This is a genomic window from Alicyclobacillus hesperidum (genome assembly GCF_900107035.1).
GTDB classification, from domain to species: Bacteria; Bacillota; Bacilli; order Alicyclobacillales; family Alicyclobacillaceae; genus Alicyclobacillus; species Alicyclobacillus hesperidum.
Genome location: NZ_FNOJ01000002.1, coordinates 76,412 through 101,929, shown reverse-complemented (window position 1 = coordinate 101,929; position 25,518 = coordinate 76,412). Strand labels below are relative to the sequence as shown.

Below are 25,518 nucleotides of genomic sequence, written 5' to 3'. Positions count from 1 at the left end.
GAGTCCCGGTGAAGGAGAGGTTGAATTGGAGGGTTTTCGATTTCACTACGACATCCGCGTACGCTGGCCTGAGGTGGATGGCCAGTTAATCGTGTATAACGCAAATTATTTGATGTATCTCGATCTCGCGTTTCAACAATTCTTCCGCCATGAACTCAAGCTATATGGCGAGATTCCCACAACCGTGCTCGCCAAGTCGACCTTGCAGTATCATAAGTCGGCGCGGTTTGAGGACGATTTATCGATTTGGGTGCGGACCAATCGCATCGGCAATACAAGCATCGTCCTCGATTTTGCGATCACGAGGCAGGAAGAACTGATTTTTGAAGCGCAATCCATCTATGTCCACGTCGATGAGGCCGGAACTCCATGTCCGGTACCGGAGCACTGGCGGACGGCTTTGATGAGTTACGAACAGGGGGATGCGGTGTGAATCGATTCGACGGGCGCGTCGCCATTGTGACAGGCGGAGCAGGAGGTATTGGCGGCGCGAGTGCCCGATTGTTGGCCGAGCAAGGGGCCAAGGTCGTCGTCGCCGACATTGACGAGGCGGCCGGGGCCAAGGTGACGGCCGAAATCTGTGCAAAGGGCGGTGAAGCGTCGTTTTGCCGTGTGGACGTGACCGCTTACGAGAGCGTCGAAGCGCTCGTACAGTTTGCCATGGATACTTATGGCCAACTCGATATCATGTTTAACAATGCTGGTGTGTTTGGTGACGGATTGCAAAACGTGATCGACATGCCGATGGAGACATACCATCGGACGATTGCCATTAATCAGCACGGCGTCTACTACGGCATTCGAGCGGCGGCGGCACAGATGCGCGAGCGCGGCGGCGTCATCATCAACACAGCCTCGATTTATGCCTTCATTGCAGATAGAAACCAGTTCCCGTATCACGCGAGCAAGGCGGCGGTCGTCGGCATGACGAAGGCGGCCGCCTTGGAACTCGCACGCTACAATATCCGGGTGGTGGCTATTGCACCAGGGATGATCGATACAGGGCTGGTCGATGCTTGGCGGGCGGATGAGCGCGTGTGGAACACGATTCAAAAGGCGCACATGCGCCGCAAGCTGGGCACGCCGGAGCAGGTTGCGCAGGTCGTGGCGTTTCTCGCGAGCGACGAAGCGTCTTTCCTCAATGGGCATGCCTACTGCGTTGACGACGGGGCTTTGTCGTTTAAGCGTTAGAAGTTGGCGTCTCTGGACGGACATGGAGTGCCTTCTGTCTGGTCTTCGATCATCGCTTTAATGAACGTGTCGCGCGTTTCCGGGGGTTGCTCAATACTCCAATTCGACTTTGCAGACGCGCGTGTGAAAGGACTTATACCAACGTTGTGTCGCTTGTTCTTTGGCAATCCGGTGAAGTGCATCTTGGCTCCAAGTTCGGATAGCATCCATTGTCTCCCAGTAAGACACGATGACACTGATCTCAGATTCAGCCATCTCGACACCCAGAAAGCCGGGCTGTGTTTTGGCCTTTGCGACAAGGTGTTGACACATCTCGCGATAACCGTCGAGATGGTCGCCAGGCACGACGGTCAGTATGACGGCGTAGTGGGGATGCGGATTGCCGGTGGTTGCTAGTTGTGCCATATTCATTCCTCCGTGGCCTTATTGTGGTCACGGAGGGCAATGTGTATCCGCGTATGCGATGAATGGACGTCGGTCACGCGGATTTGAACGCCGCGTGATCGTGAAAGGGGGGCTTAGTAATGGGGCAGCTTGCAGATATTCAGAAGGAAGTCGTGATTAATGCGCCAATTTATTCTGTTTGGCCCTTTCTCGCGACGTCGGAGGGACTCGCAAAGTGGTTTATGCCGAACACGTTTGAACCGGTGGTCGGACATGCGTTTGTGTTGCATGCTGGCCCGTACGGCGATTCGCCGTGTAAAGTGACGGCTGTCGATCCGCCCTATCGCGTCGCTTTCGATTGGGATGAACATTGGCATCTTGAACTGGCTTTACGACCTGTCAATGATGCGAAAACACAGCTGACACTCATTCATTCGGGCTGGATGGAGGAAGGCGTATCGCCGCTGGGACAGCCGTACAGCAAGGTGCGCGAGGTCATGGACATGGGCTGGGAACGAAAATTGTATGAAAGTTTGCCGGTGTTGATCCGCGAGCAGGCGTGATGGCCCTGTTTGCGGACCATCGTTTGACGCCGGATGCTCCCTGTTCAACTAGCCGGCCAGTCCCTCTTCGGAAAACTCGTCGGCGCGAAATAACGTTGGAAACAGCCTCGACCATAAAAGTACCACGGCAATGGTCGCAAGACCGCCGATGACGGCGGCGGGGATCGCACCGAACCATGAAGCTGTCAGTCCTGATTCGAAGGCGCCGATTTGATTTGACGTGCCGATAAACACTTGGTTGACGGCATTGACGCGCCCGCGCATGGAGTCGGGTGTTTGTGTCATCACCAAGGTCGAGCGAATGACCATGCTGATGACGTCAGATGCGCCAAGTATGATGAGTGCCGCGATGGAGAGCGCAAGCGATTTGGAAGCTGCGAAGACGATTGTCGCGCAACCGAAGATGAGCACTGAGAAAAACAGCATTGGGCCGACGCGTTGGCGAATAGGACGCCACGTGAGTGCGATGGACATCAGTGTGGCGCCGATTGCGGGAGCGGCCCGCAATACGCCAAGACCTGTGGCCCCGATGTGCAGGATCGCATTCGCGTAGATGGGTAGGAGCGCGGTCACACCACCGAAAAGCACAGCGAACAGGTCGAGCGAGATGGCCCCAAGCACGACCGGACGGGATCGGATGAACGTGAGCCCAGCGAGCACAGAGCGAAGGCTGATTGGCTCGTCGTCCGTCGGCTGCTGTTTGTGGGCACCGATTGCGAGCATGAGGAGCGCTGCTGCGCAACATCCGACGGCCGCCGTGCCGTAAACCACCTTGGCTCCCAGTGCGTATAGTACGCCGCCCACTGCAGGTCCAACCATGACGGCCATCTGCGAGATGGACGTAACTTTGGCCATTTGTTGCGATAGTTGCTCAGGTGCCACGAGATTGGACAGAAGTGCTGGCATCGCGGCGTCGAGAAAGGCGCCACTCACACCGAGGACGACGACCGCCCCAAACAGCGTCATTTGGGTCACCCAACCCAATCCACTAGCCGTTGCTAGCCATGCGAAGAGCACCGCTTGTACGGCCAAGGCCCATCCGACAATTCCCTTTCGATTCCACCGATCCGCAGCATACCCGACGATGAACGTGAGGAGTAACACGGGGGCAAACTGTATGAGACCGATGAGTCCGAGGTCGAAGGCCGAACCAGTTAATCTGTACATTTGCCAGGAGACCGCCACGGCGGCCATTTGTGTCGTGAAATCGAGCACGACCACGACGAGCATATAGAGACGAAAGGCGAGCGACGCGCCTTGTCGATGAGGAAGAAACACGCTGATCGAATCCTTTCCTAATTGCATCACTCGTTGCTGATGTTTTCGAGGTATCAAGGCAAGAAGCCGGGTTGACCGACTTGTATTGCACGGAACAATCTGCGCAAGTGTGGGATGTGGCGGCGATCCGATAGCACGAGTAAATGATCTCCCGCTTGGAGCTTGGTGGCGCCGCGCGGCACGATGACCTGGCTATCGCGAATAATAGCGTAACAAAGCGTATTCTGTGGGAACTGAATTTCGACCATCTTTTTGTGCACCAAGTCAGATTCCTCTGGAATTTCAATCGGCATCACAACAGCGTGTTCACGCGCGATGGCCACCAGTTCCAACAATCCATCGGATGGTGACGATTCAAACAAGTCGAGCCTCTGCGCCAGCGGTTTGATGGTCAAACCCTGTAACAGTGTGGAGGCAATCACGACGAAGAACACAGCATCGAGCATGGTCGCCGGCGTGTACGTGGGCGACAGGATGGCTGTGAGCACTAACACGATGGGAACGGCTCCACGCAAGCCCGCCCAGGATATAAAGACTTTCTCTGTGCGGGTGTAGCCCATTCCGAGAGTGGATAGCCATACGGCCGCCGGTCTGGCAATGACTAAGGCACTTACGGCCAGGCCCATTCCCGGCAAGAGTATTGCCCAAAGGCGAGCAGGCGACATCTGAAGGCCGAGCACGACGTACATGACAATGTGCATCGTCCATGACAGTCCTTCGTGGAAGCGCATGATACTGTAGCGATGTTCAAGCTTGCGGTTGCCCATGACGACCGACGCGACGTAGACTGCCAGAAATCCACTGCCGTGTAGCAGGGCGGCCCCAGCGTAGGAGGACAGTGCAAATGACAGCGTTAACGTCGGATATAGTCCGCCGGTGTCCAACTTAATCCGTTGATTGGCGAGCGAGCCAAGATAGCCTGCGACGAATCCGACAGCCAAACCAACTAGCATCTGCAAGGCTAAGGTACCAATGACATACCAGGCCGCGCGCTCAACGGTGCCGAATCCGTGGATAGACCATTGCATGAAGACGATTGTGAGAAAGAATGCCATCGGGTCGTTGGTGCCCGATTCGACTTCGAGGACATCGACGAGGCGTCGACGGAGCGGCTGGCCTCCAAGTATGGAAAACACCGATGCGGCATCTGTCGAACTGACGGCGACCCCAAGTAATGCGGAGGGGAAGAACGGCAACTTGAGCAAGTAGTGAGAAATGGCTGTCATGATAGCCGAACTGACAAGGACACCAACCGTAGCGAGCGATATAGCAGGTTTCCACACGCTGCGAATTCTCGTTAGAGGGGTATGCAATCCGCCCTCAAACAGGATGAGGATGAGCGCGACGTAACCGATGGATTGCGCGACAGACAGTGGCACTTTCGGACTCACATGCAGGCCGCTCGGTCCTAGCATCATGCCGATGGCGACAAAACCGATAAGAACCGGAAAGCCCAAGCGGGTTCCGACGCGAGCAGACCAAACGCCAGCTAGTAAAATGAAGGACAGCAACAAGAGGAAGTACCCCATTTTCTCCTCCTTGGATATCAAGTTTGGACATTTCGAAGTGAACGGATTGAAGCAAGTGGGACGCTCTGGTAGAGACAGGGGATCGTCTAAGCACGAAACATACCGAAGAGTGAACGCTTCAGCCTATGGCAACCATGATTTTGCGCTCTCAAGGGTGGCTCCTTACTTATGGTACGTGAACGGCAGGTGGGAATTCAACCAAAAGACGCAGATGCCCAAGATGCAAAGAGGGCACGCTGCTACGACTCATATTGCAGCCTACCCTCTTTGCAGCCTAGAAAGCCTTTGGCGTATCAAACGCCGACAACCGTTTTTTCACGGGTGCCATGTAACACATCGGAGATCCGGTGAATCTCTTCTACCATCAGTCCGAATTCCTGATAATCGATCGTCTGCGCCGCGTCGGACATCGCTTGATCCGGTGTCGGGTGAATTTCGACGATCACGCCGTCTGCCCCAGCCGCCACACCTGCGCGCGCCATTGGGCGGACGAACGCACGCTTGCCGACGCCATGCGACGGATCGACAATAACCGGCAAATGGGTAAGGCTTTTGACCACCGGCACGGCATTGAGGTCGAGTGTATTGCGCGTCGCCGTTTCAAACGTGCGGATACCTCGTTCGCACAAAATGACGTTGGGGTTGCCTTGCGCCAAGATGTATTCGGCAGCCATCAGCCATTCCTCAATCGTCCCCGACAGGCCGCGCTTGAGAAGCACAGGCTTCATCGACTTGCCCGCTTCGCGCAACAAGGGGTAGTTCTGCATGTTGCGCGCACCAATCTGGAGAATGTCGACATACTCCGCTACGAGCGCAACTTTATCCGGCTCCATCACTTCCGAGACGATGGCGAGCCCAGTGATCTCGCGCGCCATGGCCATCATCTTGAGTCCCTCTTCGCCGTGACCCTGGAACGAATACGGGCTCGAACGCGGCTTAAAGGCGCCGCCACGCAACACGTGGCCACCCAGGCGCTTGACCGCCTTCGCGATGTCAACGATATTCTCCACCGATTCGACAGAGCATGGACCAGCCATTACGACCGGCTTCGATCCGCCAATGAGGACGTCGCGTACCTGAATGACGGTGTCTTCCTGCTGGAACTCGCGGCTGGCGAGTGGGTAAGGACGTGCGACGGGGACGACTTCCAGCACCTCGGGCAGTTGGGCCAGGCGATTCGCCAAATCGGCGTCGTTACCAGCAATCATGACCCGATTGGCACCCGCAGGGTAGGCGGTCACGCCGAGTTCGGCCAAGGATTGTGCCAACAGTTGCTGATTGTGCTTCGGGTTCAGCATGACAATCATCCGCGATTTCTCCTTTCACGCGCCGCCTTCGCCTTGTCCAGCACGTCGCGCGCAATCACCATCTTCTGAATTTCCGACGTTCCTTCTTCAAACCGCTGCATCCGCGCATCGCGGTACAAGCGTTCGATCTCGCTCGACTTAAAATAGCCCGGCCCACCATGGATTTGCAGGGCTTTATCGGTGACCCGCTGCAGCATCTCCGTGGCAAACATCTTGGCCATACTCGCTTCCACCGTGATCGGCTGACCTGCATCGAACTTGCGGGCAGCATGGAGGACAAGGTGGCGCGCTGCCTCGATGTCCGTCGCCATTTCCGCAAGCCACATCTGGATGATCTGACGCTTGGCGAGTGGCTGCCCAAAGGTCACGCGCGCGAGCGCGTGTTCCGCCGCCAACTCGAGGCTGCGCTTGGCCGCGCCGACGCACGTCATGCCGATTGCGGTGCGCGACGGATCCAGAAAACCGCGAAACGCCACTTCCAGACCATCGCCTTCTTCACCTAGCCGATTGGAGACGGGCACACGACAATTGACGAGGCGCAAGTGGCCGTGCTGGGTACCGGTGATGCCCATGGCCGGAGCCATCCATTCTATCTCGAGTCCGGCTGTATCTTTGGGCACCATGAGTGCCAGCGTGCCTTCACCGCCACTTGTTCCCTCGAGTCGGCAGAACAAGAGAAAGTAATCCGCAACATCGCTGAAGATGATCATCCACTTCTCGCCGTTGACGATGTATTCACAGCCTTCGCGGCGGGCGGTGGTCTTGATGTCTGCTCCAGATCCCGAATTGGGCTCCGTCAACGTAAACGTCGCCCGCAGTTGACCGCCGATAAACGGCTTGACAAACCGCTCCAACTGCTCCGCTGACGCCTTGCTGGCGAGCGACCGCCACAGGCTATTCGTGACATGCACGATGACGCGCATCGAGCCGTGCATGGCGGCGAATCTCTCGAGTAGCTGCAGATAGTCTGTAAAGGAGAGGCCGTAGCCACCGAGATCGCGCGGGGCTGTAAGACGTAAGTAGCCGCGATCGTTCAACTCTTCCCATACCGCCTGTGGCACGGTGCCCGTCGCTTCGATCTCTTGCGCCCACATGGCAGCAGGGCCTGCGACATAAGCGTCGACGTCCGCCATCCAATCGGCCAATGTTCGCGTCTGCATGGTTCGTCGCCCTTCCTTTGCTTTAGGCTCGCGTGCGTTCCTGCTGCAACTTGTTTGCGATGTCATTGCGCAACACATATTTTTGGATCTTGCCGCTTGCCGTGCGAGGCATTTCGTCGATGACCTCGACTCGTTCCGGCCAATAAATCTTGGCCATCCCGCGCTCGCCGAGAAAGTCTGTGATTTGCGACAGGTCAATACCCGCTTGGCCAGGTTGCAGTACGACGTATGCACACGCACGTTCACCCAGCCGTTCGTCCGGCATGGCCACGACCGCTGCATCCGCGATGGCAGGATGCTGGTAAAGCAAGTCCTCGATTTCCACAACCGGGATCTTCTCACCACCGCGATTGACGACGTCCTTTTTGCGTCCGGTAATTTTCAAATAACCATCTTCGTCGATCACGGCGAGATCGCCAGTGTCAAAAAATCCGTCTTTTGTAAAGCCGGCTTCGTACCACTCATGGTGGTGCAAGTAGGTGGCGAACATCGCCGGCGTCTTGATTTGATAGTTACCTTCTCGCCCTGCTGGGAGAACATGGCCCTCGTCGTCGACGACGCGGATCTCCATGCCGTCGATGGCGCGGCCATCGGTACCCCATAGTTTTTCCGGCGGATCGTCCGGGCGGCCGACGGTGACGAGACAGGCTTCCGTTGATCCCCAAGCGCCGACGATGGAGCAAGCCAACTTTTCGCGGGCTTCTTGCGCCAATTGCCGAGGAATCGCCGCGCCGGTTGCAATAAACAGGCGCAGACCCTTTGGCGGTTGCGCGCTGCGCGTAATATCGGACAAGAACGGCATTGCAGCCTGCACGAAGGTCGCGCCATGCACTTCGATGGCCGCACGGGCCGTGTCGACGTCCCAAACCGCCTGATAGATGCCCGTGCCCCCGATATAGAAGGAAACGAGCATTCCATAGAGAAATCCTGTCTGGTGAGCAAGCGGCGATGGCACCCAAATGCGGTCGCTCGCGCTCAGTCCCAATGTCGTCGTATGCGCGAGCAATGCGTTTGACAGGCTTTGGTGCGTGTGCAAAACGCCTTTGGGTTCACCTGTCGTCCCGGACGTGTAAAGCAGTTGTGAGTAGGATGTCGCCGTCGCGCGCCGTCGTGTCACTTCCGTCAACATGTCTTCGGAAATCTCGCCTTGCCACAGGATGCCGCCGAGATCGTGTGCGGCCGGATCGTACTGTTGCTGGGCAATGACAATCACGTGTTCCAGCGCGGGCAGTTCTGGCCGGATTCTATCCACAAGCTGCGCATAGGCAAACCGTCGAAATTCGTCCGGGACAATGAGGAGGCGGCTGCCGGAAGACTGCATGATGAACGTCACTTCTCGTTCGCGCAAGGAAGGCAAGAGCGGGCAGGGAATGGCACCAAGTTTCCAAAGGCCAAGGGTGATGACAATAAACGGCCAACCGCTTGGCAACTGATAGGCGACTGCATCGCCCGGTTGCACACCGCGCTGTAGCAGGCCGATGGCCGCGCGGGTAGAGAGTTCGTCCAATTGGGCATACGTCAATTGAATAGGAGATGAGCCAGCGAGATCGATAACAGCCAATTGATTCGGGCTCTGCGCCCGGAACATGTCAAATTTGTCGAGAAACAGCGGAGCGCTCACAGTGGCGCCGCTCCTTTCATTCCGAAATTCATACCTGGTTATAAAACATTCTAGCACGCTTGTCGACGAATTCAATACCAGGTGTTAATATCAGATTATAAAAATGGCTTGGGAATATGCACAGGTAACAGGTTGTTGCGCCGCAAGCCATAGTTGAAGAGGTGTTGATGGTGGCACCGCAGAACGTACTGCGCCAGTTTCAGGCCTTGCGTCAGCCCGGTCAGATTGGCTCGCTCACGCTGCCTCATCGTATCCTGATGGGTTCTATGCACATGGGTCTGGAGCGCAATCCAGAATATATCGAGCGGCTTTGCACATTTTATCGCGATCGCGCAGAAGGTATGGCGGCACTTATCATCACTGGCGGTGCCGTGGTGTTGCCGGAGGGTGGTGGCGAGATGTACGTGCTCACGAATCCGGAGCACATCGACATGCTCGCCAAGTTGCCGGAGGCCGTTCATGCGGTCGGAGGTCGCATTGCCTTACAATTGTTTCACGCTGGTCGCTATGCGTTTTCTGAAGAGATTGGCATGCAACCTGTGGCTCCTAGCGCAATCCCGTCGCGTTTGACGAGAGAGACGCCGCGTGCGATGACGGCGGAAGATATTGCGCGCACGATTTTGGGCTTTGCCAACGCGGCGAGCACGGCGAAGCGGATCGGCTTTGACGCCATTGAAATTATGGGATCGGAAGGTTATCTCCTCAACCAGTTCTTGTCGCCCCTTACCAATGTGCGCGACGACGAGTATGGGGGCGATTTCGACCGGCGGATGCGCATGCCGCTGGACGTTGTGCGCGCCGTTCGCGCCGCGGTCGGGGCCGAATATCCCATTATCTTTCGGATGTCAGGTGCAGATTTGATGCCGGATAGCACGACGGAGGAGGAGACCATTCGGTTTGCGCAGGCCTTGGTGGAAGCCGGGGTCGATGCGTTAAACATCGGCATTGGCTGGCACGAGTCGCGCGTACCGACGGTGCAGCAAGTGGTTCCGCGCGGAGGATTTGCGGCGGTTGCTGGGCGCATTCGCCAGCATGTGTCGGTGCCGGTGCTTGGCGCCAATCGGCTCAACGTGCCGGAAGTGGCGGATCAATTGGTGGCCGACGGCTATCTCGATTTCATCGCGCCCGCACGCCCTTGGTTGGCGGATGCAGAATTTGCGCGCAAGATCCTCATAGGGGATCGGCAAGGGCTCAACGTCTGTATCGCTTGCAACCAATCGTGCTTGGATCACACGCTCGTCAAGCCGTATCAACCAGTGAGTTGCCTGGTCAATCCGCGCGCGGGACAGGAGTCGGAATGGCCGCTCGTCAAGGCGGGCGCGCGTCGCCGCGTCGCCGTGGTCGGCGGCGGTCCGGCCGGATTGGCAGCGGCAGTGGCGGCTGCGATGCGCGGCCATGCGGTGACGTTGTACGAGCGCGATCGCGAATTGGGCGGCCAATTTCGGATGGCGGGCCGGATTCCAGGAAAAGCGGAGTTTTACGAGACCATCCGTTATTATGAAGAGATGCTTGAACGGTTTGCCGTGACTGTTACAATGCAAACAGAGCCTACGCTGGACGAGTTGTCTTCGTATGACGATGTGATTGTCGCGGTTGGTGTCGAGCCGAGACGGCCAAGCCTCCCCGGCGAAGACTTGCCGCACGTGGTGACGTACGCGCAGATTTTGACTGGACAAGTGCAAGTGGGGCGCGACATCGTGATTATCGGGGCGGGGGGCATCGGCTGCGATGTCGCGACGTATCTCGCCGAGCATCGGCATGCGACGCCTGAGGCGACGTCGTTCTTCCGGGCGCAAAGGCTGGCGGAGCCTGCCTCACTCGCTCGCCATATCACGGTACTGGCGCGCAGTGAGCGCTATGGACACGGAATTGGGCGGAGCACGCGCTGGGTCGTCAAGCAGGAGATGCAGCGCCTTGGCGTCGATGTGTTGACGAGCGCGTCCGTGTGTGAGATTCGCCAGGACAGCGTCGTGATCGATCACGCTGGTGAGAATAAGGTCATCCCGGCGGATCAGGTCGTGCTCTGCACGGGGCAAGAGTCGGCCAGTGTCGATTGGCTAGACGACGTGGCGAAGAAGGCGCGCGTGCACGTCGTCGGTGGTGCGCGCGAGAGCCGCGGTATCAATGCGGCGCGGGCGATTCGCGAGGCGTTTGCGGCGGCGTATGGAATCGAGTAGAAGCGCTTGTGGAAAGCGGCGTTCTGTTTGTCGCAAGGAGGCATGACATACGTGTTGTTGGCAGGGAAAAAGGCGTTTGTGACCGGTAGCAGTCGCGGCATTGGACGGGCTGTTGCGATCGCGATGGCGCGCGAGGGCGCAGATGTGGTCATCCACTATCGGCGTGAGCCGGAGCAGGCTGAGGCGACGGCAGCCGCGGTCCGCGAACTGGGGCGTCAGGCCTTGGTCGTCAAGGCAGAGATGGAGAGTCAGGAAGAATTGAACGCTGCGTTCGACGAGATCGAGCGCGTCTTCGGAGGCCTCGATATCTTCGTCGCGAATGCGGCAGCCAGTGCGTTTAAGCCCATTGATAGCCTAAAGGACTATCACATTGATAGGACGTATCGGGTGATCATCCACAGTTTCGTATTCGCTGCTCAGCGCTGTGTGCCGTTGATGGAGAAACGGGGCGGCGGGCGCATCATCACGATGTCGAGCATGGGAAGCACATACACCTTGCCGCGCTACGCGACGCTGGGGTCCGCGAAGGCGGCCCTCGAAGCGATGACGCGATATCTCGCGTCGGAAGTGGGCGACAAGGGGATCACGGTCAACAGCATTAATCCTGGTGTCGTCGACACCGAATCGGCGCGTTTTTATGGCGGGGACAACTATGATGCGTATCGGCAGGACGTCATTGCGCATACGCCGCTTGGTCGTTTGGCGACTCCAGAAGATGTCGCAGACACCGCGGTCTTTCTGGCGAGTGACCTGTCTCGCTTCATCACCGGGCAAGTGATTCGCGTCGACGGCGGCTTGACGCTTCTGACAGGCGGTTTTGAGAGTTTTTAAGATTGTAGAGGGCTGTAGCCAAAACCTTGGGTTCATAGAAGCAACCTAAAGCAAACAGCAAAGGAGAAGACAGATGGCAGAGGCATTGAATAAGCAACAGATCGAAGAACGTGTGCGCAAAGTGGTTGTCAATCAGCTTCAGGTCGACGCGGCAGAGGTCAAGCCGGACAGCTTGTTTGTCGATGACCTGGGTGCCGATTCGCTCGATTTGACTGAACTTGCGGTCGCGTTTGAGGACGAGTTCGACATCGAAATTCCAGAGGCCGATTTTGGCCAACTTTCTACCGTTGAAGGCGTCGTTCAATACATCAGCGGGCGCTTAGCACACTGACACAGATAAAGGGCGGCCAATGGCTGCCCTTTTCCCCTGCTAGGGCGGATCGCACAAAACGACAGCGCGTCTCGACATGCAAATCTGTTGTACTTCAACAACTATGCGAATGAGGGGGTAGTCGGATGTTTGATTTTGAAGGTAGGACCTTGACGCGTGAACGAGCTCAGTTGTATATCGACAAGGGCTTTTGGACGGAAGAGTCGTTTGTCGACGTGTTCTATAACGATGTTCAACAGTATCCGAACTTTGTCCATCGCGACGAGGAACGCGAAGCGAGCTATGCACAGCTTTGGAACGAGATCGAGGCCGTCGCCGCAAGCTTGTACGAGATGGGAGTTCGCAAGGGCGATACGGTGGCCTTGCAATTGCCCAACGCCCTCGATTACGTAGTGGGGGTATTCGCTGCCGCACGCATTGGTGCTATTGGTGTGTCACTGCAAATTGACCTTGGTCGTCAAGCGTTGATGACGAGCCTTAAAACTTCGCGCGCCAAGGTGTGGATCATTGCGGATTACTTCCGTGGCCAGCCTCTGTACGACATGGCGGTTTCCCTCAAGGCCGAGTTGCCTGATCTCAAGGAAATTGTCCTCCAAGGAGATCCAGAGCGGGCACCGGAAGGCGCACTAACGTTTGCCAGCCTGCGCGATTCTGGGAAACATCTGGACGAAACAGATCTTGCTGCAAACCGCCCGGGTGCTCTCGATGCTTTTCTTATGGTGTTTACATCTGGCACAACCGGTTCGCCAAAGGGCGTCGTCCACTATCACGCCAACTACCTTTGGGCGGCGCGTGCCTACGCAAAGAATTTCGGCTACGATCCCGGGGAAGGGGTGCTCTGTCTGGCACCCATTTGTCACCAGACCGGCATGCTTGCGGGCGTCATGATGACTGTCGCCAAGGGTGGCCGAATCATGTTGCTCGAGCGGTTCTCCGCGGCACGCGTCCTGAAGTGGATAGAGGAATATCGCCCGACTTATTTAGTGGGTGCGCCACCGCATGTGATTCACGTCGCAAACGCACCGAACCTAAAAACGACGGATACAGCAAGTGTCAAGCTGTTCATCTACGCAGGGGCGCCTGTACCAAGTGCCGTGCTTTCGCAATTACAGGCCGATAGTGGCATCAAGGTCGGTTGTATGTTTGGCTGGTCAGAAGGCTTCTTGGCAACTGCCACGCGCCCTGACGATCCGCTTGAGGCTTTGTCGTCGACCGTCGGCTTCGCCATTCCAGGTACAGAGGTTCGTCTCGTCGACGAGGATGGCCACGACGTCAAACCGGGTGAACCGGGTGAGATGTGGTCGCGTGGGCCGAACTTTAGTGCGGGCTATTACCAAAACCCGACGGCGGCGCACAAGCAATGGGACGCCGACGGCTGGTTCCATTCAGGGGACGTCTTGCGACAGGATGAAAATGGGCGTTATGTGTTTATCGCCCGCGCTGACGACATTATTAACCGAGGCGGTACGAAAATCGATCCGAAGACCGTCGAAGATGCCATTTCCAAGCATCCGTCGGTGGAAAATGTCGCCGTGGTCGGGGCGCCAGATGCAACCTTGGGGCAGCACACGGTTGCCTGTGTGATTTTGCGCGAAGGGCACGAGGCGTTATCCCTAAAAGAACTACGGGAATTTCTGGCGGAACAGGGGTTGGCAAAATTCCAGTTCCCAGATCGCCTCGAACTGATGAAGGAGTTCCCGCAGACGCATTCCGGAAAAATCAAAAAGAAAGATTTGCGTGAACGCTTCCGCCTTGAAGCGGAAGGTCAGGCAAACGGCCGCTAGGAGGATTTGTCATGAACATTCTCAACCCGTCCATGCGCGACGCGATTTGCCCGCAGTTGCCGCAGTATGACGAAGCACTTGTGCAGCGGGCGAACGAAATTCGCAATCGCGTCATCCAGTTCCGCCAAGAGGAGGCGGCGGAGTGGGGCGCGCAGATCGAACGCGACGAAAAGATACCTACCGAGCTGTGGGCGCGGATGCGCGAACTGGGCTTTCACAAGTTGACACAGCCCACCTGGGTCGGCGGTGAAGGTTTGCCGCTCGGCCTGTATTTTCCGATTCTCGAAGAAATAGCTCATTGTCATGGTTCCATCCGCATGGTGTTTCATGCGTACAACAGCATCTGGCGCACCGTCGGACAAGGTACGCGCGAACAGCAGGAGTACTGGCTGAAAAAGTTGGTCGACGAAGGCGCACTCGTCGCCTTCGCGTTGACAGAGCCGGACAATGGCACCGGGATCGATCTGCGTACGACAGCGACCTATGAGAATGGCAAGTACGTTCTCAACGGCCGCAAACACCTGATCACGTTTGCGGAGGAAGCCGCCGTTCTTGCCGTAATCGCGAAGATGGAAGGCGGTGCAGGCCGCGGCGGGTTGACTGCATTCCTCGTGCCGCAAGGTCGTAAAGGGATGAAATTGATCCCGATGCCGCACATGATGGGCGACAAAGGATGTTCACATGCCATCATCGAGTTTGACAACTGCGAGGTCAGCGAGGATGAAATCCTCGGCGAGATCGGCGAAGGATTTGGCGTGGCTGTGCGCGGGTTTCTGGATCAGAGCCGAGGTTGCATTGCGCAAAGTGCGGTCGGCCTTGCCCAAGAATCGCTGGATAGGACGCTCGAGTTCGTGCGCCAGCGCACGACGTTCGGCAAGGCCCTGGCAAGCCGTCAGGCCGTGCAGATGCGCCTGGCAGAAATGCAGATTGCCATCCAGGCGGCGCGCCTGTTGTGCCTTGACGTCGCTTATAAGTACGATCTCGGCCAGGACATCGCGCTGGAAGCCTCGATTGCCAAGGCAAATGCGATTCGCATGGTCGGCGATGTCACGGACGGCGCGCTCAGCCTGTTTGGTGGGATTGGCTACGCGGTGACCAGCCCGGTAGAACGGCTGTATCGCGACGCGCGTTCGCTCTGGTTTGAGGAAGGTACCATCGAAATGCAGAAGATGACGATTGCCGAAGCGCTTTTGACCAATGCACGCCGTCGCGAGCGCGAAGCAAAGCGGGCGGAATAAGATGCGGGCGTTGCAATACGCGCCGGATCGCGGCACGGATCTCGTGGATTTGCCTGTGCCGGAGGCGGCCGCAAACGAAGTGTTGTTGCAGGTAGACGCCTGTGGCGTGTGTGGGAGCGATCGGCAGATTGTCCGCGGTGAGACGCCGCCCTTTGGCACGCAGTTTCCCCTTGTGTTAGGGCATGAAATTGCAGGTACCATTGTGGCAGTGGGCGATGCCGTGGACGGGTGGGACGTTGGGGATGCGGTACTCGTGCACCCGTTTTGTCCGTGTGGGACTTGTGCGGTATGTCGTCGGGGCGAATCGCATCTCTGCTCACAACAGGGCTGTATCGGGTTCACGCGACAGGGTGGATTTGCTGAATATGTCGCTGTACCCGCCGACCAACTCGTTCGCCGTCCCGCCCATCTCGATCCGGCGGCAGCAGCCATTCTGGTCGACGCTTATGCGACGCCGCAGCGAGCGCTCGTTGCCGCGCACGCGGACAAGGCGGCGACGGCCTTGGTCATCGGCACCGGGGGATTGGGCCTGGCGGCCATTCAGTTGCTTAAGGCTGGCGCGGTCGCTCGCGTGGCGAGTGCAAGCCGCCGCGCGGCCGGACTCGATGTGGCGCAGTCAGCAGGAGCTGAGGTTGCCGTCGCGTTAACCGATGCTCGAGGTGCTGCGCGGGCGATTCGTCGCTTCGCCGGTGCAGGTGGGGTCGATCTCGTGCTCGATACGGTTGGGGATGGACAATCGCTTGGCTTTGCCCTAGACGCGTTGCGCCCGGGTGGCACCGTCGTGATCGTAGGAATGCCGGCAGGCGATGTGGCGGTACCCATGGCGCGACTGGTGCGGCGCGGCGTGCGCTGTATCGGCAGTTACGGTTCGCAACGCAGCGACGTCGTAGAGGTCGTCAAGCTGGCGGCAGACGGGCGGATCGACCCGCCGGCCCTACTCGGACGCAGACTCGCCCTCGAGGACGTGCCCTTGGCGTTGGCGACGCAAAGCGGTGGCCGCGACGTTATCTTGCCGTAGTGATGAATCGGTACAGGACGAGCCGGGACGGAGGCGATGGCATGCGCGACGAGGACGACGAGGAACGCAATGCGATGCTTCGCAAGGCGTGTGAGATGCTGTACCACGACGTGCGCCTGCCGTTGTATGAGCGTTCGCATGTGTGGCCCGAACACTTTGCACAGGGGCTGGAACAAGCGGCGGATCGGGAGATTGCTTTACGAAAATGGCTCGTCGAGTTGTTGCGGGTCGAGGTGGTAGAACCCATCGCGCTCGCAGGGGTGAGAAATGCGTTGTTTCACGCTTTTGACGCGTTTAAGTCCCATCTCTCTGCCACGCAAAGGCACGACTGGCTGGAGCTAATTCTGCGCGATCCAGCTAAGGCCCGATCGCGCATGCACCTTTTGCTGCTTACCTATCCCGACGCCATGTTGGCCAGTTCCTATTATTGGCGTGCGGATCGTTGGCGGATCTCGTGGTTTTGGCATGAGAACGCGTGGTGGCAGTTTCGCGTTCGCGATTCTGGCGTGAATGATGCGGCGCTTACGTGGGAAATGCGTCCGCGCACTGAGGTGCTTGCCGAGATGCGGCAGGTGGGGAGTGGCTACGACGTCGAGTGGATGCACGCAGAACGACTGGCAGTGCGCTTTGACAACGGCGAGTACATCGCGTATCGTTGGCTGGCGGAAAGTCACTAAGGAAGCATCGGTATATGAGGAGGCGTCAGCGTGGAACGCGAGCCGAATATCCAAAAGGCAAGGCGTTGGCTTTATGCCTTAGGCGGCTTAGGCGCCGTCATTGTCATTTTTAGCGTTGCGGTCAACCATATCGATTCGGGTATTTCTATCGTGGGCTATGTCGTGGGCTTCGTCTGCCTGTTGTTGGCCGCTATGGCGGCGTTTTCGAAACAAGACGCAAAACCTGAGCGTCCCAGCCATTCGGATAAACGGCGGCGATGAGCGGATGTATCGCCAATAAATCGAAATCATAGAATGGACGAACGCGTAACATCCTAGCGGTGAACATCACCTGGATGGAGGGATGAACGCGATGGCGAAACCGGATAATCGCGCGGACAACGTCGAACATTTGCAGCAAGCTCTCAATCACACGATGGAAAACATTCGTGAGGCAGAGACATTTTTGGCTGCTCATGGGGATGACATGAATCCGCAGGATGTGTCGGCGCTCGAACGTAAGAATGAACGGCGTCGCGAGGCTATCGCAGGGTTTCGCGAGGAAATCAAGGACGAAGCGGCACACCAGCGCAAACATCATTAAGCTGCAACACTGCACAGAAAACAGGCCATTTCGCATCATGCGAAATGGCCTGTTTTGCATGCGCGACTTTACTGCCAGATCAGTACGCTTTGGCGAACCAAACTGCGTATTGCGCCGGCTTGCCACAGGTGACACAGTGCTTTGGTTGCGCTGGCGGATCGAACGGTATGTTTCGGCTTGTGGCCGAGCAAGCATCTTTGACGGCGCGCTCACAGGCGTCGTCGCCACACCAGCCGGCAAGCACCAGGCCGCGTTCGTTTTGGATGTAGTTGACCAACGCCGCGAGATCGTCGGCGACGTAGGAATGCTCGTGCATCCGATTTTTTGCAGCTTGGAACATATCGGCCTGAATTGTCGCCAATAGCTCATTCACGGTTTCGTCCACTTGCGTCAAGGGTACAGGCAACTTCTCTCCCGTATCCCGACGAACGAGAACGGCTTGGCCGTTTTCCAAATCGCGCGGGCCAATCTCGATGCGGATGGGAATACCGCGCATTTCATATTCATTAAACTTCCAGCCTGGACTGACGTCTTCGCGAGCGTCAATGTTTACACGGACACCGGCACTTTGTAGCGATGCGACAATTTGTTCGGCGGCAGGAACGACGGTTTCACGCGTCTTGGCTGGGCCAATGGGAATTACGACGACTTGCGTCGGCGCGACCTTCGGCGGGATGACCAAGCCTCTGTCGTCGCCGTGTACCATGACAATGGCGCCGAGTAGACGTGTTGTGATACCCCATGAAGTCGTGTACACGTACTTGCGTTGGTTGTCTTTATCCAGGTACTGAATGTCAAACCCCTTGGCGAAATTTTGCCCAAGATAGTGTGAAGTTGCCGTCTGTAGGGCTTTGCCGTCCTTCATCAAGGATTCGAGCGAGTAGGTGTCGACCGCTCCGGCAAACTTTTCACTTGGCGTCTTTTGTCCGCGAATGACGGGAATCGCGAGAAACGACTCGACGAAGTTGGCGTAGATTTCGAGCATCTGCATGGTTTCCGCACGCGCCTCGTCCTCGGTGGCGTGGGCTGTATGACCTTCTTGCCAGAGAAACTCGCTTGTCCGCAAAAACGGCAGTGTACGCTTTTCCCAGCGCACCACATTGGCCCATTGGTTTAAGAGTACAGGCAAATCGCGATACGATTGAATCCACTGAGCATACATATGGCCAAACATCGTTTCGGACGTCGGGCGCACCGCAAGGCGCTCTTCCAGGATATCGCCGCCTGCCTCTGTCACCCAAGGCAACTCTGGGTTAAAGCCTTCCACGTGCTCTTTTTCCTTTTCGAAAAAGCTTTCCGGAATAAAGAGCGGGAAGTAGGCATTGCGGTGGCCTGTGCGTTTAAATTCGCGATCCAACTCCTGTTGGCATCGCTCCCATATTTCATAGGCGTCCGGTTTAAAGACGATGCAACCACGCACTGGCGCATAGTCCATCCAGTCAGCCTTTTGAATGACGTCTAAATACCAGCGAGAAAAGTCCTCGGATTGAGGGGTGATTTCCTTCACAAATGATTTGTTTTCCTTTGCCATGACGGCCCTCCTACGCAGGTTCCTGCTTGCCATCTTACGGAATGCAACAATCGTCGTCAATTACAGCATACTTTGAATCAGAACGGATCGGGGGTAGCGCTTGTGGACAACTTGACACACGCTTGTCTCGGGCTTGGCGTGTATGGCACCTACGTCGCCGCGACAGGGCACCCAATTGGCGGTGCCGTCGGTTGGGCAGCATGCGCCGCTGCGGTGATCGGTGCGGAAGCCCCAGACGTCGATATCGTCGCGCGCATATTTGGCGATCCAGTTACTTATCTGTATCAACACCGACAAGTGTCACATAGTGTGCCATTTTGGTTTGCCTACAGCTTGATTATTGGTGGTGCCTTAAGTTTCTGGGCAGGGGGACACGCGCTCCTCTTGGTTACCCTTGCGTTTCTTGGGGTGCTCACGCACATCGGCTCAGATATGTTGACAACGTACGGCACCAAAGCTCTATGGCCATTGACTGGCCGGCGCTTTCGCGGCGATAGCCTCTTTGTCGGTGAGCCCATCTTTGTCGTGCTCGCGCTCATCGGTATCGTGCTGTATCGACAGGGAGTGCCTTTGCAGAGCTTCGTCTTCGCTCTTGATGCGATCGCGCTCGTATACACGTGCTGGCGCGTTCTGCTGCACCAATTTCTCCTGCGCCGGTTGCGGTTGGCGTTACCCAGTCTCGTCGGCACGGCGACAGCAGAAACATGCAGGATCCGCGTGACGCCGATGTTATTGCCCATCCCGCAGGCACACAAGTACGTGATTGTGAACGATCAGCGATATTGGTTCGGATCGTTCACTGCGGGCGGGCGACCCGTGCCAGAGGCTGAGGTCATCAGCGATGCAACACCGGCCGTCTTCTTCGCTTTGCAGAACAGCCGAGTCGGGCGAGCGATGGCGTGGTTTACACCGATGCTCGTCGCAAAACAGGAACAAGAAGGGCAATTGACAATTGTTCGCTTAGCCGACGCGGGCGTTCGCTATTTTGACACGCTGCTCTTTAGTGCGGCTATTGATCTGGCGACCACGCATGATGGGTCGTATGCGCTCGTCCATGAAGGGTTGCGGGCGCAGAGCATGCACATTCGTCGTTCGTTCAGCGATGGCTGGCAGCGCTTGGGCCGACGCATGCGTTTGACGATAGCGAGCCCAAAGGGCTATCGGTCTGGTCGTTGACCGTCCTCTCCGGATGCGGATTTGCCGCCATCTTCACTCGCATGCGAGTGATATTGTTGTTCCCGCTCGCGCAGATAGGCCGCCAGGACTTCGAGAAGTGCTGCAGGATTGGCCAATGCGTCCGCTTCGGCGAGACGCTTGGCCATTTCCGCATAGGAAACGTCGAGGCTCGCGCCCGCATCTTCAACATCGTGATGACTGGGGAAGACATCCGGATCGAGAAACGAGTCGATAGGCACGCCGTATGTCCGAGCTAGTTTCGCCACGACCAGAAACGACGGATTGGGACGGGTTCCGTTTTCGATGGCGCTCAGATGACTGATGGAAATCCCGGCCGCGTCGGCTACCTCGGCCAACGTGAGTCCGCGTTCTTCCCGCAGTTGGCGCAAACGCCGTCCTATTTGCATGGCGCAGCTCCCTTCCTGGTGATCTGTCTACAAATGTAGAATGAATGAGACGCAGAATCAATCCACAAATGTATAATCAATCGTGCAATGGTGTGATATACAGCATGACGGGAGTGCCTGCGGCAAATTGGCGGCGCCGCCAGTACGGGTACCAAGGACTCGGACGTTCTCCTTGATACGCAAAGAACGCGATTGGGAGCTTTGCGTATGCACGCCTAGCGCGTTCGTTGGCGAGCGGGATGGATGCGACAAGCCAGTCCGCGCCATAGATCTCTTTGGCTGCATGGAGGGCGCGCAGTTTCAGCTTCTGATTGAGACCGGAGCCACGGGCGGCTGGCGCCAGATACGTACCAATTTCCATGGCGCGTCCAAGATCTGGATGTTCTCCAAATGCCGTCGTGAGCGATGCAAAGCCGATAGGGCGTGCGCTTGGCTGTGCGATGGCGATTTCGACTTGGCCATCCCTCAGCCATGCAGACAACGACCAAGCCTCGATCATTTGCGCAAACGCCTTTTGACTTCGCAGATCGAGAGGCCAGTTTGACTCTGTCGAGTACGCGTTATAGAGGTGCCAAAGCGATTCCCAGTCGTCTACACGAAATGACGTTTCGGGGCTATCTGGTTGATTTGGCATCATGATCCCTTCCAGTTGGCCTTATAGCCACGTCATGGCATTCTACGATTGAAAAATCAACCTACCGAAATGAGGGTTGGTTTGATATGATTTTCTCAATCGTAGAACTGTCATGGAGTGGTTCGGTTGGGTGAACTTGCTCAGCGGTTAAGATACTATCGCAAATTGCGCGGCATGTCAGTCCGCGAGTTGGCTGAGAAGGCTGGCGTCAGTGTCAGTTACATTTATGCCATTGAATCGGGAGTTCGGGGAAGCAATGTTGTGAAACTGGGGCAGATTGCCGAGGCGCTCGGGGTTCAGTTGAGCGAACTATGGGGCGACGCGCCGGAACGCCCATGGTAAATCAGCCTTGGGAGGTCATTGCCGGGGCGAGGCGCAGTCAGGGGCTGACACAACTGCAGGCTTGTTCAGGCATCTGTTCACAAACCGTGTACTCGTTGTTCGAGCAGGGGGTGCTCATGCCCAGCGATAGCGAGATCGAACAAATTTGTTTACGCGTAGGTGTGCAAGATGTAGAAGGGCTCACGCAACTGTGTTCACTTCATAGAGAGCGGCTTTCTCAGAAAGTCGCTCTTTGGCGAGCCTTTGTGCATCAGGATGCGCATGGTGTAGGTCGTTTACTGGCAAACCTGACCGACGATGCGCTTCTTGTGGATGCCCTTTGTTATCAGACGTGGTTTTTCACAGTCGCACCAGAGGTTGCCTATTCGTTCACGCAACCGCCCGCCGTAGGCAGCTTGGCGGAATTGCACAGCCTTGTCGTCACGGCGCGGAATTATCTCCCAAAGGGCATGTTAGGGCGCGGTGATATTCGTTTGCTTGTGGTGCTTGCCGTCATCGAGGCAGACTTGGCTGCGACGCGCGGGCGGCACACAGCCGCCGCATATTGGCGCGATCGCGCTCAAGAACTTCGGTTGCAGGTGCCTAGGTACTGGGTGTAAGGTAGTGCGGTGAGAACAAGCTCCTATTCTGTGGGAGGCGATGACGTGGAGACGGAAGAGCAACGCGGGTATCTGGATGCCATACGGCACGTCGAACGTGCACTTGAGCACCGCAAGCACCATTTGCAGGAGCAGTCCCCAGAGTCGCTTCCCGGCGGTGAGGAAGAACGACAGGCGCGCCTCGATGAAATTGCGCATATCAAGCAGGTCATTCGCTCGTTACATCGCTAGCGGTTGCATGGCATCTTGAGCGGTTGTCTGGTACACTACTTTCGTACGTCAAAGTGGTAAAGGATGAATGGCAATGGCGCTCGAGAGGCTGGATACGCACGACGTTCGCCAATTGTTTCAGGCCATTCTGGCCTTGCAAAACGAACAGGAGTGTTTTCAATTTTTTGAGGATCTGTGTACGGTTGGAGAAATACAGTCGTTGGCTCAGCGCCTGGCTGTCGCGCGTATGTTGCGCAATGGTGCAACGTATCACGCTATCGAAGAGCAGACCGGGGCGAGTACGGCGACCATCAGCCGTGTTAAGCGTTGCCTGCATTACGGGGCCGATGGTTATCGGTTGATCCTTGAGCGACTCGCGGAAAATCAGACAGAGGACTGAAGGCATCTGGTTGACATAGGGCTGCGGCAGAGCGTTCCATTGCGGAATGTCCAATGTCGCAGTTTGTTCATTTGACATTCTCACACGTTCTTTGTAATCTCATATGGTGCGGATGAATTGTCTGTGTTATGCCGATAATTTAAACAACAGAAACAATTCATCGATTGTCAAGGCATTCGATGATTGCACAAAGACGCATCGATTTTTTACGAAGGAAAAAGGTGACGATAGCTGTGAAGCTGTTAGAACAAGTTCAAGAATTGGGGCAACTGCTCCATCGCTCGCACGAACAGGTAGAATTTCATGAAGTTGCAGAATTTTTGAGTAAAGTCATGCACAGCAACGTGTATATTGTCGGGCGTAAAGGGAAAATCCTCGGGTACGGTGTCGCGGAACACGCATTGACCGAGGAGTGGCTGAATATTATGACCAAAGATCAGCGCTTCCCCGGCGATTTTAACAAACACTTGTTGCGCATCGAACAGTCTGTTGCCAACTTATCTGATGCGCAGAAGCAACCTTTTTACGTGTTTTCACCAGAAGAGAACGAGTCATTCCGCAGCAAATATATCGCCATCACGCCGGTGATCGGCGCCCGTGAGCGTCAAGGTACGCTTGTCTTTGCGAGATCGGAACAGCCATTTGACGAGAACGACGTCATCTTGGCTGAGTACAGTGCCACCATCGTCGCACTCGAGATTGTCCACTCGCGCCAGCAACAGAAGGAAGAAGAGGGGCGGCAACGGGCGTTGGCGCACTTGGCCGTAGAATCGCTCAGCTTTTCCGAATTGCAGGCTGCCAAATATCTGCTTGACGCTGTTCGCAACTCGCCGGACGGTATTGTCGTCAGCAGTCAGATTGCCGATGAGCACGGCGTGACCAGATCCGTCATCGTCAATAGCATTCGCAAACTGGAAAGCGCGGGAACGATTGAAAGCCGCTCGCTTGGTATGAAGGGCACGCACTTGCGCATTTTGAACCAGTTTGTCGAAGACGAAATCAATCGCCAGTTTGAGCGTTGAAGTTCTTGTATCCGTATATGACAAAAGCCACCCGAGTGCGGGTGGCTTTTGTTCATCCTGCGGTGGATTACGCTTGCCCCATCGCTTGGGACAAATGTGTGTAGTAATAGCACAAAGTGCGCAATCCCTTGTCAAAGTTGTCGAGGGAGAAATGCTCGTTGGGCGCGTGGAAGTTTTCGTCGCCAAGGCTGAAACCCATCATCACGACCGGGATGTGGAGCACGTTCGAGAACGTTTCGACCACCGGGATGGATCCGCCCATGCGCGTGAAGACGGCTGGTGTACCGTAGGCGTGGGCATATGCCTCAGAAGCCAACTGGATGGCTGGGTGGTCATAAGGCGCGAGATACGGCTTGCCGCCATCCTGACGAACCAATGTGACCTTTGCCCCTGGTGGCGTATGCGTTGCCAGATGGTTCTCAATCAGGTCGAGAATTTCTTGAGGATCTTGGTTGGGCACCAATCTGCATGTGATCTTCGCGTGCGCTTCACAAGGAATCACCGTTTTCGTGCCTTCCCCTTGGAACCCGCCGTATATGCCATTCACTTCGAGGGTTGGGCGCGCCCAAAGCCGCTCCAGGGTCGTGTACCCAGGTTCGCCATGCAATTGTGTAAGACCAAGCGATGCTCGATACGCTTCGTCGTCATGGCCCAACTTTGCATACTGTTCTTTCTCCTCCTGGGCGAGGGGGGCGACATTGTCGTAAAAACCTGCGACTGCCACGGATCCGTCTTCGTTGTGGAGGCTATTGATGACCTCCACCAAGGCGTGAATTGCATTGGGGACGGCGCCGCCATAGAGACCGGAGTGTAAGTCGCTCGCCGCCGTCTTGACGTCGATTTGACACGCGGTTAGACCGCGCAGACCATAGACGACGGCTGGTTGCGTCGGCGAAATCATCGTCGTGTCCGAAATGAGAATGAGATCTGCAGCAAAGTGTTCGCGTTCTTTTTCCATAAAGGCGTGTAGATGAGCGGAGCCAATCTCCTCTTCGCCTTCGATGCAGAACTTGATATTGACGGGAAGCTTGCCCGAGACGGCGAGCAAGGCACCCAAAGCGTGGATATGCATCAGCGTAGGACCCTTGTCATCGCTTGCGCCGCGCGCGTAGATTTGGTTGCCTTGGACGGTTGGCGTAAACGGAGGCGTCTTCCACAGGGAAACAGGATCGACAGGTTGAACGTCGTAGTGGCCGTACACCAATACGGTTGGCGCATCTTCGGCGTGCAACCAGTCGGCGTAGACGACCGGATGTCCCCCAGTTTCCATGAGGGTAGCGTGCTCGAAGCCGGCATCCGTCAGTTTTTGCTGAATCCAGGTGGCTGCGCGGCGCACGTCCTCCTTATGTTCGCTTAGCGCGCTGACACTTGGAATCGACAACAACTCGACAAGTTCGTCCAAGTGGCGCGATCGGTTGGCGGACAAATATGATTCGATGGCGTCCATTCGGTCTATACTCCTCTCTGGCCTGTCACTTCATCGCTGACAGGTGTTTCATATAGGAGCATATCGTAAAAAGGTCGT

The 25,518-nt window shown here is 56.6% G+C and carries 28 protein-coding genes; 18 read left to right on the top strand and 10 right to left on the bottom strand.

Annotated elements, in window-relative coordinates; genetic code table 11:
* Positions 1–25 precede the first annotated feature (25 nt).
* Together BLU70_RS01730 and BLU70_RS01725 are read left to right on the top strand one after the other, a co-directional pair.
* Positions 26–433 carry an acyl-CoA thioesterase gene (locus tag BLU70_RS01730; protein ID WP_074691424.1) on the top strand — a complete coding sequence of 136 codons (408 nt, stop codon included), beginning with the start codon at positions 26–28 and terminating at the stop codon, positions 431–433.
* Positions 430–1,191 (top strand): SDR family NAD(P)-dependent oxidoreductase, encoded by a 762-nt coding sequence (locus BLU70_RS01725; RefSeq protein WP_074691423.1) that lies wholly within the window; start codon positions 430–432, stop codon positions 1,189–1,191. Before BLU70_RS01730 ends, BLU70_RS01725 begins: the two co-directional genes overlap by 4 nt.
* A gap of 90 nt (positions 1,192–1,281) precedes the next feature.
* Here the strand turns inward: BLU70_RS01725 and BLU70_RS01720 are convergent, their stop codons facing one another.
* Entirely contained in the window at positions 1,282–1,596 is a 315-nt protein-coding gene (locus BLU70_RS01720; protein ID WP_083341100.1) for an antibiotic biosynthesis monooxygenase family protein, read from the bottom strand.
* A gap of 119 nt (positions 1,597–1,715) precedes the next feature.
* Between BLU70_RS01720 and BLU70_RS01715 the strand changes: the two genes are divergently transcribed.
* The gene (locus BLU70_RS01715) at positions 1,716–2,138 is read left to right on the top strand and encodes an SRPBCC family protein (protein ID WP_074691421.1); all 423 of its coding nucleotides are present in this window, start codon (positions 1,716–1,718) and stop codon (positions 2,136–2,138) included.
* A 48-nt stretch (positions 2,139–2,186) separates the two neighbouring features.
* Here BLU70_RS01715 and BLU70_RS01710 read toward each other — a convergent pair whose 3' ends face one another.
* The 5 genes from BLU70_RS01710 to BLU70_RS01690 all read right to left on the bottom strand — a co-directional run bounded on the left by BLU70_RS01710 (position 2,187) and on the right by BLU70_RS01690 (position 9,033).
* On the bottom strand, positions 2,187–3,416 hold the full coding sequence (locus tag BLU70_RS01710) for an MFS transporter (protein WP_218129477.1): 1,230 nt from the start codon (positions 3,414–3,416) through the stop codon (positions 2,187–2,189).
* Between the two features lie 53 nt (positions 3,417–3,469).
* A complete protein-coding gene (locus BLU70_RS01705) occupies positions 3,470–4,945 on the bottom strand; it encodes a potassium/proton antiporter (RefSeq protein ID WP_074691412.1) in 1,476 nt (491 codons plus the stop codon).
* 293 nt (positions 4,946–5,238) lie between these two features.
* Complete coding sequence (gene aroF / locus BLU70_RS01700; protein WP_006447194.1) at positions 5,239–6,252, bottom strand: 3-deoxy-7-phosphoheptulonate synthase; 1,014 nt, start codon at positions 6,250–6,252, stop codon at positions 5,239–5,241.
* Complete coding sequence (locus tag BLU70_RS01695) at positions 6,249–7,412, bottom strand: acyl-CoA dehydrogenase family protein (RefSeq protein WP_074691411.1); 1,164 nt, start codon at positions 7,410–7,412, stop codon at positions 6,249–6,251. The genes aroF and BLU70_RS01695 overlap by 4 nt, the downstream gene beginning before the upstream one ends.
* Positions 7,413–7,434: 22 nt before the next feature.
* Positions 7,435–9,033 (bottom strand): AMP-binding protein, encoded by a 1,599-nt coding sequence (locus BLU70_RS01690; RefSeq protein WP_006447197.1) that lies wholly within the window; start codon positions 9,031–9,033, stop codon positions 7,435–7,437.
* Positions 9,034–9,200: 167 nt separating this feature from the next.
* Between BLU70_RS01690 and BLU70_RS01685 the strand changes: the two genes are divergently transcribed.
* From BLU70_RS01685 to tlp, 9 genes are all read left to right on the top strand, one after another.
* Positions 9,201–11,210, top strand: a complete 2,010-nt coding sequence (locus tag BLU70_RS01685; protein WP_074691410.1) for an FAD-dependent oxidoreductase — start codon at positions 9,201–9,203, stop codon at positions 11,208–11,210.
* 42 nt (positions 11,211–11,252) lie between these two features.
* Positions 11,253–12,041, top strand: a complete 789-nt coding sequence (locus tag BLU70_RS01680) for an SDR family oxidoreductase (protein WP_232302122.1) — start codon at positions 11,253–11,255, stop codon at positions 12,039–12,041.
* Positions 12,042–12,114: 73 nt separating this feature from the next.
* Positions 12,115–12,372, top strand: coding sequence for an acyl carrier protein (acpP, locus tag BLU70_RS01675; protein WP_006447200.1), 258 nt, complete (start codon positions 12,115–12,117; stop codon positions 12,370–12,372).
* Positions 12,373–12,497: 125 nt separating this feature from the next.
* Entirely contained in the window at positions 12,498–14,156 is a 1,659-nt protein-coding gene (locus BLU70_RS01670) for a class I adenylate-forming enzyme family protein (RefSeq protein ID WP_040289618.1), read from the top strand.
* Positions 14,157–14,167: 11 nt separating this feature from the next.
* A complete protein-coding gene (locus BLU70_RS01665; protein WP_074691407.1) occupies positions 14,168–15,394 on the top strand; it encodes an acyl-CoA dehydrogenase family protein in 1,227 nt (408 codons plus the stop codon).
* A gap of 1 nt (position 15,395) precedes the next feature.
* The gene (locus BLU70_RS01660; protein ID WP_074691406.1) at positions 15,396–16,412 is read left to right on the top strand and encodes an alcohol dehydrogenase catalytic domain-containing protein; all 1,017 of its coding nucleotides are present in this window, start codon (positions 15,396–15,398) and stop codon (positions 16,410–16,412) included.
* A gap of 41 nt (positions 16,413–16,453) precedes the next feature.
* Entirely contained in the window at positions 16,454–17,089 is a 636-nt protein-coding gene (locus tag BLU70_RS01655) for a hypothetical protein (protein ID WP_006447204.1), read from the top strand.
* Positions 17,090–17,119: 30 nt separating this feature from the next.
* Complete coding sequence (locus BLU70_RS01650; RefSeq protein ID WP_074691405.1) at positions 17,120–17,350, top strand: hypothetical protein; 231 nt, start codon at positions 17,120–17,122, stop codon at positions 17,348–17,350.
* 91 nt (positions 17,351–17,441) lie between these two features.
* Positions 17,442–17,672 (top strand): small acid-soluble spore protein Tlp, encoded by a 231-nt coding sequence (gene tlp / locus BLU70_RS01645; protein WP_040289623.1) that lies wholly within the window; start codon positions 17,442–17,444, stop codon positions 17,670–17,672.
* 79 nt (positions 17,673–17,751) lie between these two features.
* Here the strand turns inward: tlp and proS are convergent, their stop codons facing one another.
* Positions 17,752–19,203, bottom strand: a complete 1,452-nt coding sequence (gene proS / locus BLU70_RS01640; RefSeq protein WP_074691404.1) for a proline--tRNA ligase — start codon at positions 19,201–19,203, stop codon at positions 17,752–17,754.
* Between the two features lie 102 nt (positions 19,204–19,305).
* Between proS and BLU70_RS01635 the strand changes: the two genes are divergently transcribed.
* Entirely contained in the window at positions 19,306–20,379 is a 1,074-nt protein-coding gene (locus BLU70_RS01635) for a metal-dependent hydrolase (protein WP_040289625.1), read from the top strand.
* Here BLU70_RS01635 and BLU70_RS01630 read toward each other — a convergent pair.
* Positions 20,361–20,786 carry a helix-turn-helix domain-containing protein gene (locus BLU70_RS01630; protein ID WP_244885075.1) on the bottom strand — a complete coding sequence of 142 codons (426 nt, stop codon included), beginning with the start codon at positions 20,784–20,786 and terminating at the stop codon, positions 20,361–20,363. The genes BLU70_RS01635 and BLU70_RS01630 overlap by 19 nt on opposite strands.
* A 76-nt stretch (positions 20,787–20,862) precedes the next feature.
* Positions 20,863–21,420 (bottom strand): GNAT family N-acetyltransferase, encoded by a 558-nt coding sequence (locus tag BLU70_RS01625; RefSeq protein WP_074691403.1) that lies wholly within the window; start codon positions 21,418–21,420, stop codon positions 20,863–20,865.
* Positions 21,421–21,537: 117 nt separating this feature from the next.
* On the opposite strand from BLU70_RS01625, the gene BLU70_RS01620 reads away from it, so the two are divergent.
* From BLU70_RS01620 to codY, 5 genes are all read left to right on the top strand, one after another.
* The gene (locus tag BLU70_RS01620) at positions 21,538–21,762 is read left to right on the top strand and encodes a helix-turn-helix domain-containing protein (RefSeq protein WP_006447211.1); all 225 of its coding nucleotides are present in this window, start codon (positions 21,538–21,540) and stop codon (positions 21,760–21,762) included.
* A 116-nt stretch (positions 21,763–21,878) separates the two neighbouring features.
* Complete coding sequence (locus BLU70_RS01615) at positions 21,879–22,361, top strand: hypothetical protein (RefSeq protein WP_143027456.1); 483 nt, start codon at positions 21,879–21,881, stop codon at positions 22,359–22,361.
* Between the two features lie 45 nt (positions 22,362–22,406).
* On the top strand, positions 22,407–22,592 hold the full coding sequence (locus BLU70_RS01610; protein ID WP_040289636.1) for a hypothetical protein: 186 nt from the start codon (positions 22,407–22,409) through the stop codon (positions 22,590–22,592).
* A gap of 73 nt (positions 22,593–22,665) precedes the next feature.
* On the top strand, positions 22,666–22,971 hold the full coding sequence (locus BLU70_RS01605; protein WP_006447214.1) for a YerC/YecD family TrpR-related protein: 306 nt from the start codon (positions 22,666–22,668) through the stop codon (positions 22,969–22,971).
* 233 nt (positions 22,972–23,204) lie between these two features.
* A complete protein-coding gene (codY, locus tag BLU70_RS01600) occupies positions 23,205–23,993 on the top strand; it encodes a GTP-sensing pleiotropic transcriptional regulator CodY (protein ID WP_040289638.1) in 789 nt (262 codons plus the stop codon).
* Between the two features lie 67 nt (positions 23,994–24,060).
* Here codY and BLU70_RS01595 read toward each other — a convergent pair whose 3' ends face one another.
* Positions 24,061–25,440 (bottom strand): dipeptidase, encoded by a 1,380-nt coding sequence (locus BLU70_RS01595; protein WP_006447216.1) that lies wholly within the window; start codon positions 25,438–25,440, stop codon positions 24,061–24,063.
* Positions 25,441–25,518: the final 78 nt, after the last annotated feature.

Coding starts and splice junctions, on each gene's coding strand:
- BLU70_RS01720 (WP_083341100.1), bottom strand. CDS start 1,596: ATGGCACAACTAGCAACCACCGGCAATCCGCATCCCCACTACGCCGTC.
- BLU70_RS01715 (WP_074691421.1), top strand. CDS start 1,716: ATGGGGCAGCTTGCAGATATTCAGAAGGAAGTCGTGATTAATGCGCCA.
- BLU70_RS01705 (WP_074691412.1), bottom strand. CDS start 4,945: ATGGGGTACTTCCTCTTGTTGCTGTCCTTCATTTTACTAGCTGGCGTT.
- aroF (WP_006447194.1), bottom strand. CDS start 6,252: ATGATTGTCATGCTGAACCCGAAGCACAATCAGCAACTGTTGGCACAA.
- BLU70_RS01695 (WP_074691411.1), bottom strand. CDS start 7,412: ATGCAGACGCGAACATTGGCCGATTGGATGGCGGACGTCGACGCTTAT.
- BLU70_RS01685 (WP_074691410.1), top strand. CDS start 9,201: ATGGTGGCACCGCAGAACGTACTGCGCCAGTTTCAGGCCTTGCGTCAG.
- BLU70_RS01680 (WP_232302122.1), top strand. CDS start 11,253: ATGACATACGTGTTGTTGGCAGGGAAAAAGGCGTTTGTGACCGGTAGC.
- acpP (WP_006447200.1), top strand. CDS start 12,115: ATGGCAGAGGCATTGAATAAGCAACAGATCGAAGAACGTGTGCGCAAA.
- BLU70_RS01670 (WP_040289618.1), top strand. CDS start 12,498: ATGTTTGATTTTGAAGGTAGGACCTTGACGCGTGAACGAGCTCAGTTG.
- BLU70_RS01665 (WP_074691407.1), top strand. CDS start 14,168: ATGAACATTCTCAACCCGTCCATGCGCGACGCGATTTGCCCGCAGTTG.
- BLU70_RS01660 (WP_074691406.1), top strand. CDS start 15,396: ATGCGGGCGTTGCAATACGCGCCGGATCGCGGCACGGATCTCGTGGAT.
- BLU70_RS01655 (WP_006447204.1), top strand. CDS start 16,454: ATGCGCGACGAGGACGACGAGGAACGCAATGCGATGCTTCGCAAGGCG.
- tlp (WP_040289623.1), top strand. CDS start 17,442: ATGGCGAAACCGGATAATCGCGCGGACAACGTCGAACATTTGCAGCAA.
- proS (WP_074691404.1), bottom strand. CDS start 19,203: ATGGCAAAGGAAAACAAATCATTTGTGAAGGAAATCACCCCTCAATCC.
- BLU70_RS01630 (WP_244885075.1), bottom strand. CDS start 20,786: ATGCAAATAGGACGGCGTTTGCGCCAACTGCGGGAAGAACGCGGACTC.
- BLU70_RS01625 (WP_074691403.1), bottom strand. CDS start 21,420: ATGCCAAATCAACCAGATAGCCCCGAAACGTCATTTCGTGTAGACGAC.
- BLU70_RS01615 (WP_143027456.1), top strand. CDS start 21,879: ATGCCCAGCGATAGCGAGATCGAACAAATTTGTTTACGCGTAGGTGTG.
- BLU70_RS01605 (WP_006447214.1), top strand. CDS start 22,666: ATGGCGCTCGAGAGGCTGGATACGCACGACGTTCGCCAATTGTTTCAG.
- BLU70_RS01595 (WP_006447216.1), bottom strand. CDS start 25,440: ATGGACGCCATCGAATCATATTTGTCCGCCAACCGATCGCGCCACTTG.